We start from the raw sequence: 16,361 nt of genomic DNA on the forward strand, positions 1-16,361 counted from the left end.
CACCGCCTTGAGCGGTGTCGCCGAACTGCTCAGCAACACAGGCTTGGCGGCCTCAACATGCGTGTCCAACCGCGGCCCCGCCACCTGCTTGGCCAGCAACTCCAACAGCGCCCGCACCCGCCCGGACTTGACGCCACTCAGCACCTGCGCACCCAGCCGCAGCTGTACGCCAATACCCCGCGTCGCCCAGATCAGCAGCAAATTGATCAACACTTCGCCGGTGATTTCACCCAGCAGCTCGTACATTTCGGGCGGCGGCAGCATCCGTATCCAGGCCACCACCGCTGCCACGTAGATAAACAGCAGCGGCTCATCGCTGAGCACCAGCAATCCCTTGGCCAACGTGTCTTTGCCCAGCGCGAGCAGCGCATCCAGCTCGGCCTGGGACAGGTACTTCAGCAACTTTTCGCTGTTGGATTTGAGATTCGCGAGCAGGTCATACAGCTCGGTGATGTTGTCCCACAGGTTGTAGAGCGCCTTGCCAAGTCCGGTAGCGAAGGCAAGGCCCTGCATCGCACTGCGCTTGTAAGCAGGATCTTTGGCAAGGTCTGCCCATTGAGGCGCGAAACGCTCGTCCCACTGTTTACGCAGATCAGCTTCCAACCCGGCAATCACTGACGTGTAGGAGGCATACAGCGCCTTGACGTGATCCTTGGAGACATTGGGGTAAAAGGTGATTTGGTATTGCTGGTCGCGGGTACAGTCGTTGACTTCGAGAATGCCGCTGGGGCCGATGGTCCGATGAAGCGGCGCGCCGACTGGGCTGCCATCCCGAGCCAGGGCTTGCAGTTCCACCTGGGTGTTGCCGATGGGTACAAACCGGGTACTTTCAAACAGATGCACCAGAGTCAACCCACCCTGGGCTTTGCATTGAGCGACGGTACGGCTGGGTTTATCGGAAGAAGCCGGCGCGACCAGTGCGACGTCTTCCCCAACCTTGAACACCTGCTCCACGGCAAGTGCCGAACCACCCAACAGGCTGTCGGCCCACGCGTCGAACGTGTTCAGGCAGGTACGAAAATCCGCTAAAACGCGAGTGACATCCGGCGCCTTGGGATCCATGGGGGCCAGCACGAAGCCAGCGATCACCGGAATCAAGAGCCAGCCCTGTCAATCAGGGCTCTAACGAAAACAACCATCTGCAATCCCTCGCACTGTTCAATCAGGCGAGGGACTTTGCAGAGGTTTTCAGGGCAGGGGAGTAGAGCTTATCCGGCGCTTGCGTGGGAAGTTTCAGCAACCTTGTCGCGCAGCACCAGGCTGCACAGCGCAGGCAGGAACAACAGCGTCAACACCGTGCCCACCAGCACGCCGCCAATCAGCACATAGGCCAGCGACGACCAGAACACCGACAGCGTCAGCGGAATAAACGCCAGCGCCGCTGCCAGTGCGGTGAGGATTACCGGGCGCGCACGGCGCACTGTGGCTTCGATGATGGCCTCGCGAATCGCCATGCCGTGATCCTGGTTCTGGCGGATCTGGTCGGTAAAGATCAGTGTGTTGCGCATCAGGATGCCGCCGATGCCGATCAGCCCGAGAATCGCGTTGAAGCCGAATGGCTGGTTGAACAGCAACAAGGTCGGCACTGCACCGATCAGGCCCAGAGGCGCGGTAGCGAACACCATGAACATCACGCCGAACGAGCGCACCTGGAACATGATCACCGTGAGGGTCAGCAGGATCATGATCGGGAACAGCGCCGCCAGGGCCACGTTGGCCTTGGCGCTTTCCTCTACCGGGCCGCCGATGTCGATTTTGTAACCACTGGGCAGCTTGGCGATCAGCGGTTGCAGGTCTTTGTACACGGCCATTTCCACATCGGGCGGTTGCACGCCGTCGATGATGTCGGCGCGCACTTCCACGGTGGTGGCGCGGTCACGGCGCTTGAGGATCGGTTCTTCCATCACCGCCTTGAAATGTCCGACCTGGGCCAGCGGCACCGACGTACCGGCGCTGTTGGTCAGCGTCATGTTATTGAGGTTGGCAAGGTCTTCGCGTTGGCTGCCCTGGGCGCGGGCCACCACTGAGACGGTGCGGTTGCCTTCGCGGACTTCGGTGATCGGGTTGCCGCTGAGCAGAGCGTTCAACTGGGACTTGACCTCGTCGGGGGTAAAACCCAGCAAGCGCAGGCGGTCCTGGTCCAGCACCAGGCGATAAGCGCTGGCACGCTCGCCCCATTCGAGGAAGGTGTCTCTGGTCAGCTTGTTGCCGGCCACGACCTGGCGCACGTCTTCAGACAGCTCGCGCAGCACATTCAGGTCTGGCCCGGAGACGCGAAACACCACCGGGAACGGCACCGGCGGGCCGAAGACGAGCTGTGTGACCCGCACCCGCGCCGATGGAAATTCGCCTGCCGCAATGCGCTCGCGCATACGCAGTTTCAGCGCATCGCGGGCGTGGGAGTCGGGGGTTTGCACGATCAGCTTGGCGAACGCCGGGTCGGGCATTTCAGGGTTCAACGACAGGAAAAACCGCGGTGCACCGCCGCCCACATACGTGTCCACCATGCTGGTCTGCGGCTCTTGCAACAGGGCTTTCTCCACCTGCGCTGCCACCGCTTCGGTGCTTTTAAATGCGCTGCCGGGTGGCATATACACTTCAAGAATCAGCTCCGAGCGGTCGGAGTCGGGGAAGAACTGTTTCTTCACCACCGCCATACCCAGGCCGCACAGCACGAACGCGGCCACCACCAGCCCGGTTACCAGCCAGCGCCCGCGCACGCAGGCCTCCACCAGGCTGCGCAGTTTCTGGTAGTAGCGCCCGGCATAAATCGCATCATGCCCGCCGGGGACTGGCTTGATGTGCGGCAACAACTTCACGCCCAGGTAAGGCGTAAACACCACGGCCACCAGCCAGGACGAAATCAGCGCGAAACCTACGATCCAGAAAATATTCCCGGCGTATTCGCCCGCCCCGGAGCGCGCAAACCCTACCGGGAGAAAACCGATGATGGTGACCAGGGTCCCGGTCAGCATCGGCGCCGCCGTGGAACTCCAGGCGTAGGTGGCCGCGTGGATCCGATCAAAGCCTTCTTCGAGTTTGACCACCATCATCTCGATGGCAATGATCGCGTCGTCCACCAACAAACCCAGGGAAATGATCAGTGCGCCGAGGGTCACACGGTCGAATTCACGGCCGGTGACCAGCATGATCACGAACACGATCGAGAGCGTCAGCGGCACGGCTGCCGCCACTACCAGCCCCACGCGAAAGCCCAGGGCCAGCAGGCTGATCAGCATCACCACGGCCAGGGCGACGAAGAATTTGAGCATGAACTCGTTGACCGCCAGGCTGATGTTTTTCGCCTGGTCGGAGACTTTGGCGAAGTTCACGCCCAAGGGCAGGTCGGCCTGGATCCTGGCTTCCTGGGCCAGCAGGCTCTTGTCCAGTTCCAGGCCGTTCCAGTGTTTTTCCATGATCACGCCCAGCATCAGCGCGGGGTCGCCCTGGTGACGGATGCGGTAGCTGGGCGGGTCTTCATATCCGCGGCTCACGGTGGCGACATCAGCGATGCGCAGCACGCGGCCATTGACTTGCAGCGGCACGTTTTCGATCAGCGCGAGGCTGTCGAAGGCGCCGTCGATGCGGATGTAGGCACGGGCGCCGGCGGTTTCGACGAAGCCTGCGGGCGCCACGGCGTTTTGCGCGGCGAGGGCGGCGAAGATTTGCTCGGGCTTGATGCCCAGAGTTGCCAGGCGCTCATAGGAAAACTCCACAAACACGCGCTGGGCCTGTTCACCAAGGATATTGACCTTTTTTACCCCCGGCAGGTTGAGCAAGCCCTGGCGCAGTTCCTCGGCCATTTGTACTTGCTGGCGGTGGGGCAGGTGTTCTGCCTCCAGGGCATACAAGGCGAAATACACATCGGAATATTCATCGTTGAAAAACGGCCCGATCACGCCCTTGGGCAGTTGCGCGGCTTCGTCGCTGAGCTTTTTGCGTGTCTGGTAGAACAGCGCCTGGATCTCGCTCGGGCGTGTGGATTCGAGGAAGGTCATGCGCATCGACACGAAACCCGGCTGGGCGATGGTCTCGACGCGGTCGTAGTAGTCCAGTTCCTGCAGGCGTTTTTCCAGGCGGTCGGCCACTTGCTCCTGCATCTCCTGGGCGGTGGCGCCGGGCCAGGCGGCGGTGATGGTCATGACCTTGACGGTGAACGAGGGGTCTTCGGCGCGGCCCAGCTTGCCGAACGCGAAGACCCCGGCGACGAGGATCGCAATCAGCAAAAACAGGGTGACAGCGCGGTGTTTGACGGCCAGTTCGGAGAGGTTGATCCCGCGCATACTCATTGATCCTGCTTACGGTTGAGGGCCAGCGCTTGGGAGGGCAGCAAGCGCACCGTATCGCCGCTGTGCAACAGGTGAGCGCCGAGGGCGACGATGGTTTGGCCGGGTGTTACGCCGCTGTCGAGCAAGGCGTCCTCCTGGCCGAGGCTGGCGACCTTCACCGGGGCGAAGCTGAGTTTGAAATCGTCGCCAATCACCCATACGCCCGTGCCTTGCCCTGCATCCTGCAAGGCGCCAATGGGTACGCGGGTTTGCAGGGGCTGGCCGTTGCCTTGCAAGCGCACGGTGATGGTGGAACCGAGGGCGAAACGTTCGACCGCACCCTGCAGCACATAACGTGCGCGGTAGGTGCGGGTCACGGGGTCGGCGCTGGCGGACAGTTCGCGCAGAGTGGCGGTCACGGCCTGGTCCGCTGCGCCAAAGGGAAGCGCCAGGGCTTTTTGCGTAGCCAGGTCACGCTGGTTCTCCGGCAGATTGACGATGGCTTCGCGGGCGCCGTCATGGGCCAGGCGCGCCACGATTTGCCCTTCGGCTACCACCTGGCCGCGATCGGCCAGCACGTCGGTGATGATGCCGTCGCCATCGGCCTTGAGTACTGAATAAGTGCGACGGTTTTCGATCTGGCTGGCATCCGATTGCGCCGCGGCCAGTTCGGCCTGGGCGACGCGCAGGTTAGTGGCCGACTGATCGAAGATCTGCCGCGACACCGCGCCGGTACTGGCCAGGCGCTGGTAACGGTTTTCGTCATCGCGGCGCTGGCGCAGTTGGGCCTGGGCGGCGTTGACGCGGTTTTTTGCCGAGCGCAGCGCCAGTTCGAAGTCGCCAATGTCCAGCACCAACAGGGTGTCGCCACGGGAGACGTGCTGGCCGGGGTCGACCTTGCGTTCGATCACCTTGCCGCTGACCCGAAAGCCCAGGTCGCTTACCGTGCGCGCGGCCACTACACCGGTATAGGCGCTTTGCTGGGTGCCGGCTGCTTCGACCTTGGCGGCGAGTACCGGGCGCGGCACTGGCACCTGGGCGGTATCGGCCTTGCTGTTGCAGCCATTGAGGAACATCAACAGGGCCAGGGGCATGAGAAAACGCAGGGGGAGAGGGGGCATGGCGAACTCCGGAAACCATTGTGCGAAAAATTACGGTCGTAATTTTGTGCTTATATTATGGTCGAAATATAAATTAATCCAGCCCCCGATAATCCCAGTCAGCTATGCGCAGATCTCCTGTGGGCTTGTTCGCGAAAGCGCAGTGCCAGTCACTGATGAGTCAACCGAACCACCACTATCGCAGCATAGGTATCTACACAACTTTGTAGCTGCCGCACGCCCCGTAACCACGATGCGAAGCGAGCCGCTCTTGATCTTGATCTTGATCTGCTCTTGATCTCAGGCGCCCCGTTAAACCACGCTGGCCGGAATTCGACAGGGATTTGGGGGGTAAACCGGCAGGGATGCCGGTTTAGCCGCCCCGCGCCATGGATGGCGCGTGGCGGCGGCCCCCCAAATCCATGGCGGATTACGGGCACACCGAGCCCAGGAGCCGCCGTAAGGGCGGAACCCTAAGTGGCCGTTACCGCAGGAATGGATATGCACCCGGTATAACTGCGTCGCCTGTCAGGCCGCCTTCGCGAGCAAGTCGAATCGTCGCACCGCCCCTCCCACAGTTGGATCGCGGGGTGTCAGGTAGGTAGGTGTCGGCTGGCAAGCCACCATCGCAGGCAAGCCCGCCTACAGGCTAAAGAATTGTTCTATATGTAGAACGATCAGGGCCAGTTTTGCCCTCTAGTGCTCAGAGGTGAGGCGAATTAAGCTGTACTCACTTTGGAGGTACATCATGAAAAAGCTAATTGGTATCTACACCAGCCCCCGCGCCCACTGGGTCGGCGATGGTTTCCCGGTACGCACGCTGTTTTCCTACGACACCATGGGCAAGCACATCAGCCCATTCCTGTTGCTGGATCACGCAGGCCCGGCTGAATTCACCCCGACTGAACAGCGTCGCGGCGTCGGCCAACACCCGCATCGCGGTTTTGAAACCGTGACCATCGTCTACGACGGCGAAGTCGAGCACCGCGATTCCACCGGTGCCGGCGGCAAAATCGGCCCGGGCGATGTGCAATGGATGACTGCAGCCAAGGGCATTCTCCACGAGGAATTTCACTCCCAAGCTTTCGCTCGTAGCGGCGGGGCGCTGGAAATGGTGCAACTGTGGGTCAACCTGCCGGCCAAGGACAAAATGGCGGATGCCGGTTACCAGACCATCGTGGATGGCGATATCCCGGTGCTGCCATTGGCTAACGACGCGGGGCAATTGCGCCTGATCGCCGGTGAGTTCGCCGGTACTCAGGGCCCGGCCCGCACCTTTACGCCGATTGACGTGTGGGACTTGCGTCTCAACGCCGGTAAGGCGGTCACGCTGGACCTGCACGCCGGGCGCAACACGGCCTTGGTGATCCTCAGCGGCACTGTGCTGGTCAACGGCAAAGAAGTCGCGCGCCAAGGGCAACTGGCGTTGTTCGAGCGTGACGGTGATCAGATCACCCTGGAGTCCAATGACGACGCCAAGGTGCTGCTGCTCAGCGGTGAACCCATCGACGAGCCCATCGTCGGCCACGGTCCGTTCGTGATGAACACCGAGCAGGAGATTCACCAGGCGTTCGCCGACTTCCAGTCGGGCAAGTTCGGGCAGATGCACACCTGACGGTTCACCGCAAAAAACCTGTAGGAGCGAGCTTGCTCGCGAAGAACTTCAACATACTGCGTTCAATCAGACAGAACGCGTTATCGTTGTGGTTTTTCGCGAGCAAGCTCGCTCCTACATTTTGTTCCCAGGGTTCTTATTTCATGCGATCTTCTCGGCATTCGCCCTGGAGTCGCCTGGATGCCCTCATTTATCGCTGATCACCCGATGTTGTGCGCCGTGGCGTTGATCCTTATCGACATTGCCGTGTGGCGCCTTATTTCCCCCAGCCTGGCCAATTGGAAACTGGCGGCGCGGCTGGTGATCTTTGCGGTATTCAGTGCCGTGTTGTTCAACGACGGCATGAACCCCATGCAAGCGGCGCCCTATGCCGACGACACCACCTTGCACCTCGCCGCCACGGCGTTGCAGATCGGCTGGTGGCTGTTCGCGGCGCGCACCCTTACGGTGTTGCTCGGCGCGGTGATGATGCAGCGGGTCGGCCATACCGGGCGTTTATTGCAGGACCTGCTGGGCGCGGTGATTTTCCTGATCGCGATCATCGCCGCCATGGCCTATGTGCTCGACCTGCCGGTCAAAGGCGTACTGGCCACCTCCGGCGCCGTGGCGATCATCGTCGGCCTGGCGCTGCAAAGCACCTTGAGCGATGTGTTTTCCGGGATCGTCCTCAATACCACCAAGCCTTACCAGATCGATGACTGGATCTCAATCGACGGTACTGAAGGCCGCGTCACCGACATCGACTGGCGCGCCACGCGCCTGCAAACGTCCCAGGGCAGCCTGGCGGTGATCCCCAATTCCCTGGCGGCCAAAGCCAAGATCATCAACTTTTCGCGCCCGGCAGACATGTTCGGCCTGGCGGTCAGCCTGCAAGTCAGCCCCCATGCGCGCCCGCAAACCGTGATCGAGGCCCTGGAGCGTGCCATGCAGGGCTGCCGGCCGCTGCTGGCCAAGCCCGCCCCAAGCGTGGCGTTCAAGGCCTCCACCAGCGGCGGCGTGGAATATGAAATCAGTGGGTTTGTGCCGGCCATGGGCCTCAAGCGTGAAACACGCAACCAGCTTTACGACCTGGCCTATCGGCATTTGCAGGCGGCAGGTGTGGGGCTGTTGTCCTCCACCGAAGGCAGCACGCCGCCATCCGTGTCCGGCGCCCGCGCTCTGCTTGAGCGCTCATCGATCTTCTCGACCTTGCGTCAGGAAGAAAAAGACACCTTCAGCCAGAACATGACCCTGCACACCTACCGCGCCGGTGAGATGATCCTGGCGGCGGGAGAGGTCAGCGATCACCTGTTCATCATCGAGTCTGGCGTGGTCTCGGTGCTGTTGATCAAGGACGGGCACAAGTTCGAGGCCGGGCGCATGGGGCCGGGGGAGGTGATCGGTGAGTCCGGCATCCTTTCCGACCAGGCGGCACTGGCGGATTTTTCGGCCAAGACCTACTGCACGCTGTACCGCATCGAAAATGAATACCTCAAGCCGTGCCTGGACGCTCGGCATGATATCGGCGAAGCCATGAAAGCGCTGCTGGATTTCCGTCGCCATGCCGCCCAGGCCCTGACCGAAGACGTACCCGTGGTGCCGGTCAAGAAGGGCTTCATCCAGTGGCTGAGGAAGCGTGGCCTGTAGATTGGTCACCTGTTCTTCGCCCGGATTGGCTATTTCTCCAGAACGCTGCGCTGATTACTCTGCGCACCTGTCCCAACGTTCTGGAGTCTCATCATGCAAACCCGTACCGATTTCTACACCGCTTCCCCAGACGCGATGAAAGCCATGCTCGCCCTGGAAGCAGCGGTGGGCAAACTCTCCATCGAATTGCCACTGCTGGAACTGGTGCGCCTGCGCGTCTCGCAAATCAACGGCTGCGCGTTCTGCCTCGACATGCACACCGCCGATGCGCGCAAAGGCGGCGAGACCGAGCGGCGTCTGTACACCCTGTCGGCCTGGCGCGAAACGCCATTTTTCACCCCACGTGAACGCGCCGCCCTGGCCTGGGCCGAAAGCCTGACCCTGCTCAGTCACACCCACGCCCCGGATGAAGACTTCAACGCCCTGGCCGCCGAATTCAGCCCACAGGAGCAAGTCGACCTGAGCGTGGCCATCGCCACCATCAACAGCTGGAATCGCCTGGCGGTGGGGTTTCGCAAGATGCCCAAGTAAGGCATCAGTTGGCTTTGAAATAACCACGCGGGGTGCTGCCGGTCATGCCTTTGAAAAAGGCGATCAACGCACTGTCGCTGGCAAAGCCCAGTTCAAAGGCGCAGTAGCCCAGGCTGCGCCCGGTGGCGAGCAGTTCGATCACCCGCATCAGTCGCCACTGTTGGCGCCACTGCTGATACCCCAGGCCGGTTTCCTTGAGGAAAATCCGGCCAATGGTCTTGGTGCTGGCGCCAATGTGCTGCTCCAGTTCCTGCAATGTCGGTGGCAAGCGGTCGAGTTGGGCCAGCAAGGGTGCCAGGCGCTTGTCTTGCGGCAATGGCAGGAGCAGGGGCTGCTCGACCGCGTGGCGGATTTCGTCCAGGCACAGCCCAAGCAAGTGGGCATAGCGGCCGGTGTGCCAATCGGTCTCGAAGGGTGCCATAGCCATCGGTTCCAGTACGGCCCGCAGCAAGGTACTCACTTGGATCACGCGCACCTGCGCGGGTAACTGCCCGGCCAGGGCCGCGCTCACGTACACCGACCGGTAATCGACCGCGTGCTGCATTACCGCGCGATGGGGCAGGCCGCAGGGTATCCAGGCAGCGCGGGTGGGCGGCAGCAGGCACAGTTGAGTGTCCAGTGTGATGCGCGTGCAACCTTGCTGGGTGAACAGCAACTGCCCGCGCTGGTGGCGATGCATGCCGGAGTCGTGATTGCCCAGCACCGCAGCGATGCCGATCACGGGAGCGGCAAACGCGTCGGGATTGAAAGACGCAGTCGCTTCGAGCCAAGCCATGGTTTGTCCGATTTCATGGATAAAATGTCGAAGTCTGGATAATACCCCAGTTGGCGCGGCCTAGAATTCGTCCATTGTTTTTATGGATGGACCTGGTGATGAAGTCTGGAAATTTGCTGATGCTGACGATGGCCTTGCTGATGTTCCCGCAATTGGCCCAGACCCTGTACAGCCCGGCCCTGGGGGATATCGGCCGGGTGTTCGCGGTCGAGCCTGAGCGGGCGGGGCAGACACTGTCGGTGTACTTCCTGGCCTTCGCTTTTGGTGTAGTGGTATGGGGGCGCTTGAGCGATCGTTGGGGGCGGCGGCCCGTGATGCTGATCGGGCTTGGGGTTTATGCAGGCGCCTCGGCGCTGGCCTTGAATGTGACCACATTCAGCGGTTTGTTGCTGGCCCAGGCGTGTGCTGCTTTCGGTGCGGCGGTGGGGTCGGTGGTCACGCAGACCGTGTTGCGTGACCGGTTCCACGGCGCTGGACTGGCCCAGGTGTTTTCGCTGATGGGCATTGCGCTGGCGGCCAGCCCCGCCATCGGGTTATTCAGCGGTGCAAGCCTGGTGGAGTGCTTCGGCTATCGTGGCGTGCTTGGCACATTGCTGCTGCTCGCACTGGGGTTGTGGGCCTGGTGCCTGTGGGCCCTGCCGGAAACACGCCCGGCATCGTTGCCCACGGCCGCCCTTGGCCAGACACTCGGATTGATGCTCAAGGATGCCGGAATCTGGCGCTCGGTCGGATTGGTGGCAGCCTTCAATATTGCGCTGTTCAGCTATTACAGCGTGGGGCCGTTTATCTTCGCGCACCTGGGGCGCTCCACTGCCGAGTTCGGCTACAGCGGCGTGCTGCTGGCGTTGGGGTCCGGCCTGGGGGCGTGGCTGAACAAAACCTTGCTCAAGCGTGGTATGGACAGCGATCAATTGGTGTTTGTCGCTGCTGCAGTGGCGGTGGTGGGGAGCCTGCTGGTACTGGCCCTGCAACACAGCTGGTTATTGGTATGGCCGATGTTGCTGGTGGTGCTGGCATTCGGCATGGCGATACCCAATGTGCTCGGCGGCGCGTTAGTCGACTACCGCGATCGCCTCGGCACTGCCGCCGCCTTGTTTGGCTTGCTGTATTACCTGGTGATTGGTGGCGGGCTGACCCTGGTGGCATGGACCCAGGACCTTGGCTGGAGCCTGTTGGTATGCAGCTTGGCGGCGTTGTGGCTGGCAACGCCGCGGGTCTTCAGAAGTTGACCGATGCACTCAAGCGCGCCGTCAGCGGTGCACCCTGGAACAGGTAGTCATCGCCCATGTATTCGCCTGCGTCGCGCCAGTAACGCTTGTCGAACAGGTTGTCGACGCTCAGGCGAAACACCGTCTCGTACCCATCGACCTTGGTGGTGTAACGGCTGCCGACATTGACCACCGCGTAATCACCCACCTGTACATTACCGGTGCGATTGGCGTATTTCTTGGCGCTGTATTGCACGCCGCCCAGTACCGCCAGGCCATTGACCCACGGCAAGGCATAGTCGGCGTACAGGCTGGCGCGCAGCTTGGGCACGTTGATCGCCTGGTGGCCTTCATAGTCCGGCGTGCCGCTGCCGCTGACCCGCGCTCGAATCGCTGCCACGCTGGTTGCGATTTGTAGGCGGTCGGTGGCCCAGCCGTTGGCGGACAATTCCAGGCCGGTGTTCTTCTGCTGGCCTTGCTGCAGGTAGGTGAAACCGTCACCTTCGGGCTTGGCGTATTGGTAAGCCTGGCGCGTCTGGAACACGGCAGCGGCAAAGCTGATGCGGCGCCAGTCGTATTTAACCCCGGCTTCGATTTGGCGCGAGACGGTGGGGGCGAGGGTTTCATCCTGGTTTTTTGCGAACCACGGCGCCGTGCCGCCCAGTGACAGGCCCTTGCTGTAGCTGGTGTACAGCGAAACGTTGTCCACTGGTTTGTAGATCAGCGAGGCCTGGGGCAGGAACACGTATTGTTGGGTATGGCGTGTCTGGTTGCCGGTGACGCCGTCAAAGGCTTTTTCATCCAGGCGTACTTCACGGCCACCGAGGATGGTTTGCCATTGTTCGTTGAAGCGGATGCGGTCGGTGACGAACAGGCCGTACTGGCGGCTGTCGAGGTTGCGGTGGCTGTCGTTCAGCGGTTTGTCGGTAGGGGGAAAACTCGGAACTCGTTCGTCGATATTGGCGGTGCCGATAAATTCGTTGACCGACTTGCGTTTGTCGATCACCCGGCGAAAGGCGCTAGTACCAAACGTCAGTTCGTGGCCTATGTTGCCGGTGTCGAACAGGCCGGTCATGGCCGCCTGGATTTCGTCGTCGCGGCGAGTGTCGTCAGGGCTGCGGTAATCGTAGACGTCGTAATTGCCTTCGGGGCTGAAGTAGTTCGGTACGCTTGTTGAACTGCAACTGGCCGACCCGTAGCAGCCCCACGCAAACGAGCTGTAATCGTCAATCACCACCTTGCTGCGCGCCGCACTGACACTGCCTTTCCATTGATCGCTGAAACGGTACTCGAACTTGCCGTTGAGGTTCAGCGAATCAATCCCCACCTGCTTGCCGCCGGTCTGGTGCCCCAGCAGCTTTTTCGGCGAGGCGTCATGGGGCACTTCCGTACCCCCCAACAGTTGATACCCCGGTACCGAACGTTGTTGCTTGTTCTGGTACTCGGCATCCAGTTGCAGCACGGCGTCGGGGCTGATGTTCCAGTCAAAGGCCAGGGACAGGAAATCGCGCTGGCCATTGGCGTGTTCCACATAGGAATTGAGGTCTTCATGGGCGACGTTGGCACGCAGGCCGAACTGCTGCTCGCTGCCAAACCAGCCGCCGACATCGGTGGCGATATAACCGCTGCCGCGATCATCGGTAGACACCGTTACCGAGCGCACATCCTCCGGCCGCTTGGTCACGTAGTTGATCACGCCACTGGGCTCGGAAATGCCGCTCTGCAAACCGGCCAGGCCCTTGAGCACTTCCACCTGCTGCTTGTTTTCCAGGGCGACGTTCTGCTCGCCTGTGATGGTGCGCCCGTTGATCTTGTAGCTGCTGGCCGCATTCAGCGAGAAGCCGCGCACCACGAAGTTTTCGTAATAGCCGATGGGCGCGTAACTGTCGCCCACCGAGGCATCGTTGCGCAGCACTTCACTGAGCAAGCGTGCCTGCTGGTCCTTGATCAAGGCTGCGTTGATCACCGTGATCGAGGCCGGAGTGTCGAGCAATGGTGCTTCGTCAAAACCGCCCACCGAAGCGGTTTCATTGCGGTAACCGGACTCATCCAGGCCCTGGACCTTCACCTCCGGCAATTGGATCTCGGCGGCCAGGCTGCTGCCGATGCCGCCACTGAGCAGCAGACCGAGGGCAAAACGTGAAGTGACGACGGGTCGAAAACGCAGAACCATGGGCAGGGCCTTAAACGCAGGGCGGGGGGGGCGCATAAGCTAGGCATAACGGCGGGATTTTACAAGTTATGCAGCAGGGCTCTGCCACACCACGTATCAAATGTGAGAGCTGGTTTGCTGCGATAGCCATAGGTATCTACACAACTTGATAGCAACCGACGGTAACCACGATGCGAAGCGAGGAGCTCTTGATCTTGATCTGCTTTTGATCTCAGGCGCCCCGTCAAACCACGCTGGCCGGAATTCGACAGGGATTTGGGGGGTAAACCGGCAGGGATGCCGGTTTAGCCGCCCCGCGCCATGGATGGCGCGTGGCGGCGGCCCCCCAAATCCATGGCGGATTACGGGCACACCGAGCCTAAGCGAGGTGCCGAGTGGTGGGGCAAGAGCGCTTTGGTTACTTTCGCGCTTTTCGAAAGTGACCCGCTGTAAAAGCGGAACCAATATCAGCCGTTACCGCAGCAATGGATATGTACTCGGTCTAGCTGTGTCGGCTGTCAGGCCGTCACGGGAGCAAGCTCCCTCGCCACAGGTCCAGCGTCGCCCCAAAGTTGTGTAGATACCTAAGCTGCAATAGCGGGGGTTCAGGCAGTCAATCAGCGACTGACAGGTTGCTATCGCAGGCAAGCCAGCTCCCACAGGGGATAGCGTTTCAACCAAAGCGCCTCAGGGTTTCGCTGGGAAGCTCTTTGAACAGCTGTCGATAGCTGTTGGAAAACCGCCCCAAATGCCAGAACGACCAATTCATCGCCACCTCGGCCACGGTGGTATCCGCGCCACTCAATAGCTCCCGCCGCGCCCCATTCAACCGACGCAACCGCAACCACTGCGCCGGACTCATCCCGGTGTAGGTCTTGAACCCTTGTTGCAATTGGCGTAACGGCACACCCGCAATCTGCGCCAGCTCCAACAGGTTGGCAGTTTCATCCGGTGCATCCGCCGCCCATTCACCGATACGCGCCATCAACCGGCGTTCTTCATTGCGTTTTTGCAAGGAACTGCCGTCCAGGCACACGCAGGCGTTGTCGAGGATAAACAGGCAATCGTCGAGCAACTGCTGGGTCAGGGCATCACGGCTGATGGGGTCGGTCAGTGCCGACAGGCGCGTAAGGGTACCGCTGAGCCAGCGAGTGAACAGCGCGTTTTGCTGACAGGCCAGTGGCGCCATGAACAACCCTTCCAGTCTGGTCATGTCCAGCCCATGGCGCTGCACGAACTGCGGGCCGAACACCACCGCCACTTCGCGGTAGTTCTGCGGGGTGATCCAGGTATTGCGGCTTTCGCCGTTAAGCAGGTACAGCGCGTTGTCGCTGCCATCGAAGCAGAACGACAGCGAGCCTGGCGGCGCGTTGAAGTGCTGTTCCACGCGGGTGTTCATACATTCTTCGTACACCTGCACGCCTTGCAGGTCGAGGTAGCGCACGCGCCCGGCGAAATGCCCGGGGGACATTTGCTGGTAATGCTGCACCCAACCGGGTGTCGCACTGCATTGGGCGGTCACATCGCCGGTAGCGAAGGCCTGTACGCGCAAAGCGGTTGCCTGTGTCATGGGGGATCCGTGCGCACTCTATTGGTGCGTTGTACTGCGTGCAAAGTGGATAGATGCCGTTTCAAGGCCGGCCCAAGATAGACCTCAATGCGTCGACAGTACAAGCCGGCGCCGCATCCCACCCAAGACGAGGTCCTTATGAACGCCCCCTTCGATCAGCTCTCCACCTGGCTGAAAGAACACAAGATTACCGAAGTCGAATGCGTGATCAGTGACTTGACTGGCATTGCGCGCGGCAAAATTGCACCCACCAACAAGTTCCTGCATGAGCGAGGCATGCGCCTGCCGGAAAGTGTGCTGCTGCAAACGGTAACCGGGGACTTTGTCGACGACGACATCTACTACGACCTGCTGGACCCGGCTGATATCGACATGATCTGCCGTCCGGTGGCCAACGCCACCTACGTGGTGCCCTGGGCCATCGAGCCCACCGCCATCGTGATCCACGACACCTTCGACAAACAGGGCAACCCGATTGAACTGTCGCCGCGCAATGTGCTGAAAAAAGTCCTGCAGCTGTACACCGACCAGGGCTGGCAGCCGATTGTCGCGCCGGAAATGGAGTTCTACCTGACCCAGCGCTGCGAAGACCCGGACCTGCCGTTGAAAACCCCCATCGGTCGTTCGGGGCGTGCCGAAACCGGGCGCCAGTCATTTTCCATCGATGCCGCCAACGAATTCGACCCGCTGTTCGAAGACGTCTACGACTGGTGCGAAGCCCAGGGCCTGGACCTCGACACACTGATCCACGAAGACGGCCCGGCGCAGATGGAGATCAACTTCCGTCACGGCGACGCCCTGGACCTGGCCGATCAGATCACTGTGTTCAAGCGCACCCTGCGCGAGGCCGCGCTCAAGCACAACGTGGCCGCCACGTTCATGGCCAAGCCGGTGGCCGACGAACCCGGCAGCGCCATGCACCTGCACCAGAGCGTGGTGGAAATTGCCACCGGAAAACCGGTGTTCGTCGATGCCGACGGCAACATGAGCCCGTTATTCCTGCATCACATCGGCGGCCTGCAGAAGTACATCCCCAAGCTGCTGCCGATGTTTGCACCCAACGTGAACTCGTTCAGGCGCTTTTTGCCGGACACCTCGGCGCCGGTCAACGTCGAATGGGGTGAAGAAAACCGCACCGTCGGCCTGCGCGTGCCGACTTCCAGCCCCGAGGCGATGCGCGTGGAAAACCGCTTGCCGGGTGCCGATGCCAATCCCTACCTGGCGATCGCCGCCAGCTTGTTGTGTGGCTACCTGGGCATGATCGAGCAGATCGAGCCCAGTGCGCCGGTGGAAGGCCGTGCCTATGAGCGCCGCAACCTGCGCCTGCCGTTCACCCTCGAGGATGCCCTGGCACGCATGGAAGACTGCGACACGGTCAAGCAATACCTGGGCGAAAAATTCGTGCGCGGCTACGTCGCTGTCAAGCGCGCCGAGCATGAGAATTTCAAGCGGGTGATCAGTTCCTGGGAACGTGAGTTCCTGCTGTTGAGCGTCTAAAACAACGATAAAAGGGGTG

Annotated in this window: 10 protein-coding genes and 1 pseudogene; 5 read left to right on the top strand and 6 right to left on the bottom strand. The window is 61.2% G+C overall.

Features of this window, described 5'->3' with window-relative positions; translation table 11 throughout:
* The 3 genes and pseudogenes from E3O56_RS23460 to E3O56_RS23470 all read right to left on the bottom strand — a co-directional run.
* Nucleotides 1-1,098: pseudogene (locus E3O56_RS23460) on the bottom strand (type IV secretion protein Rhs); the annotation flags it as partial.
* A gap of 110 nt (nucleotides 1,099-1,208) precedes the next feature.
* The gene (locus E3O56_RS23465; RefSeq protein WP_248091778.1) at nucleotides 1,209-4,283 is read right to left on the bottom strand and encodes an efflux RND transporter permease subunit; all 3,075 of its coding nucleotides are present in this window, start codon (nucleotides 4,281-4,283) and stop codon (nucleotides 1,209-1,211) included.
* A 2-nt stretch (nucleotides 4,284-4,285) separates the two neighbouring features.
* Nucleotides 4,286-5,389, bottom strand: a complete 1,104-nt coding sequence (locus E3O56_RS23470; RefSeq protein WP_103734944.1) for an efflux RND transporter periplasmic adaptor subunit — start codon at nucleotides 5,387-5,389, stop codon at nucleotides 4,286-4,288.
* Nucleotides 5,390-6,116: 727 nt separating this feature from the next.
* On the opposite strand from E3O56_RS23470, the gene E3O56_RS23475 reads away from it, so the two are divergent.
* The 3 genes from E3O56_RS23475 (at nucleotide 6,117) to E3O56_RS23485 (ending at nucleotide 9,140) form a co-directional block, all read left to right on the top strand.
* A complete protein-coding gene (locus E3O56_RS23475; RefSeq protein ID WP_148853888.1) occupies nucleotides 6,117-6,983 on the top strand; it encodes a pirin family protein in 867 nt (288 codons plus the stop codon).
* A gap of 180 nt (nucleotides 6,984-7,163) precedes the next feature.
* Nucleotides 7,164-8,609, top strand: a complete 1,446-nt coding sequence (locus E3O56_RS23480; RefSeq protein WP_032880754.1) for a mechanosensitive ion channel family protein — start codon at nucleotides 7,164-7,166, stop codon at nucleotides 8,607-8,609.
* Between the two features lie 93 nt (nucleotides 8,610-8,702).
* A complete protein-coding gene (locus E3O56_RS23485) occupies nucleotides 8,703-9,140 on the top strand; it encodes a carboxymuconolactone decarboxylase family protein (RefSeq protein ID WP_005788953.1) in 438 nt (145 codons plus the stop codon).
* A 4-nt stretch (nucleotides 9,141-9,144) separates the two neighbouring features.
* On the opposite strand, the gene E3O56_RS23490 is transcribed toward E3O56_RS23485, so the two are convergent.
* Nucleotides 9,145-9,915, bottom strand: a complete 771-nt coding sequence (locus E3O56_RS23490; RefSeq protein WP_078821164.1) for a helix-turn-helix transcriptional regulator — start codon at nucleotides 9,913-9,915, stop codon at nucleotides 9,145-9,147.
* Nucleotides 9,916-10,013: 98 nt separating this feature from the next.
* On the opposite strand from E3O56_RS23490, the gene E3O56_RS23495 reads away from it, so the two are divergent.
* The gene (locus E3O56_RS23495) at nucleotides 10,014-11,144 is read left to right on the top strand and encodes an MFS transporter (RefSeq protein WP_078821281.1); all 1,131 of its coding nucleotides are present in this window, start codon (nucleotides 10,014-10,016) and stop codon (nucleotides 11,142-11,144) included.
* On the opposite strand, the gene E3O56_RS23500 is transcribed toward E3O56_RS23495, so the two are convergent.
* Nucleotides 11,134-13,296 carry a TonB-dependent siderophore receptor gene (locus tag E3O56_RS23500; RefSeq protein WP_248129080.1) on the bottom strand — a complete coding sequence of 721 codons (2,163 nt, stop codon included), beginning with the start codon at nucleotides 13,294-13,296 and terminating at the stop codon, nucleotides 11,134-11,136. The two genes, E3O56_RS23495 and E3O56_RS23500, sit on opposite strands and share 11 nt — an antisense overlap.
* Before the next feature lie 652 nt (nucleotides 13,297-13,948).
* Nucleotides 13,949-14,845 carry a helix-turn-helix domain-containing protein gene (locus tag E3O56_RS23505; RefSeq protein ID WP_248129081.1) on the bottom strand — a complete coding sequence of 299 codons (897 nt, stop codon included), beginning with the start codon at nucleotides 14,843-14,845 and terminating at the stop codon, nucleotides 13,949-13,951.
* 138 nt (nucleotides 14,846-14,983) lie between these two features.
* Between E3O56_RS23505 and E3O56_RS23510 the strand changes: the two genes are divergently transcribed.
* Nucleotides 14,984-16,342 (top strand): glutamine synthetase family protein, encoded by a 1,359-nt coding sequence (locus E3O56_RS23510; protein ID WP_005788943.1) that lies wholly within the window; start codon nucleotides 14,984-14,986, stop codon nucleotides 16,340-16,342.
* The last annotated feature ends 19 nt before the right edge of the window (nucleotides 16,343-16,361 follow it).

Origin of the sequence: Pseudomonas sp. W2Aug9, assembly GCF_023127755.1 — a bacterium.
Classification (GTDB): domain Bacteria; phylum Pseudomonadota; class Gammaproteobacteria; order Pseudomonadales; family Pseudomonadaceae; genus Aquipseudomonas; species Aquipseudomonas synxantha_A.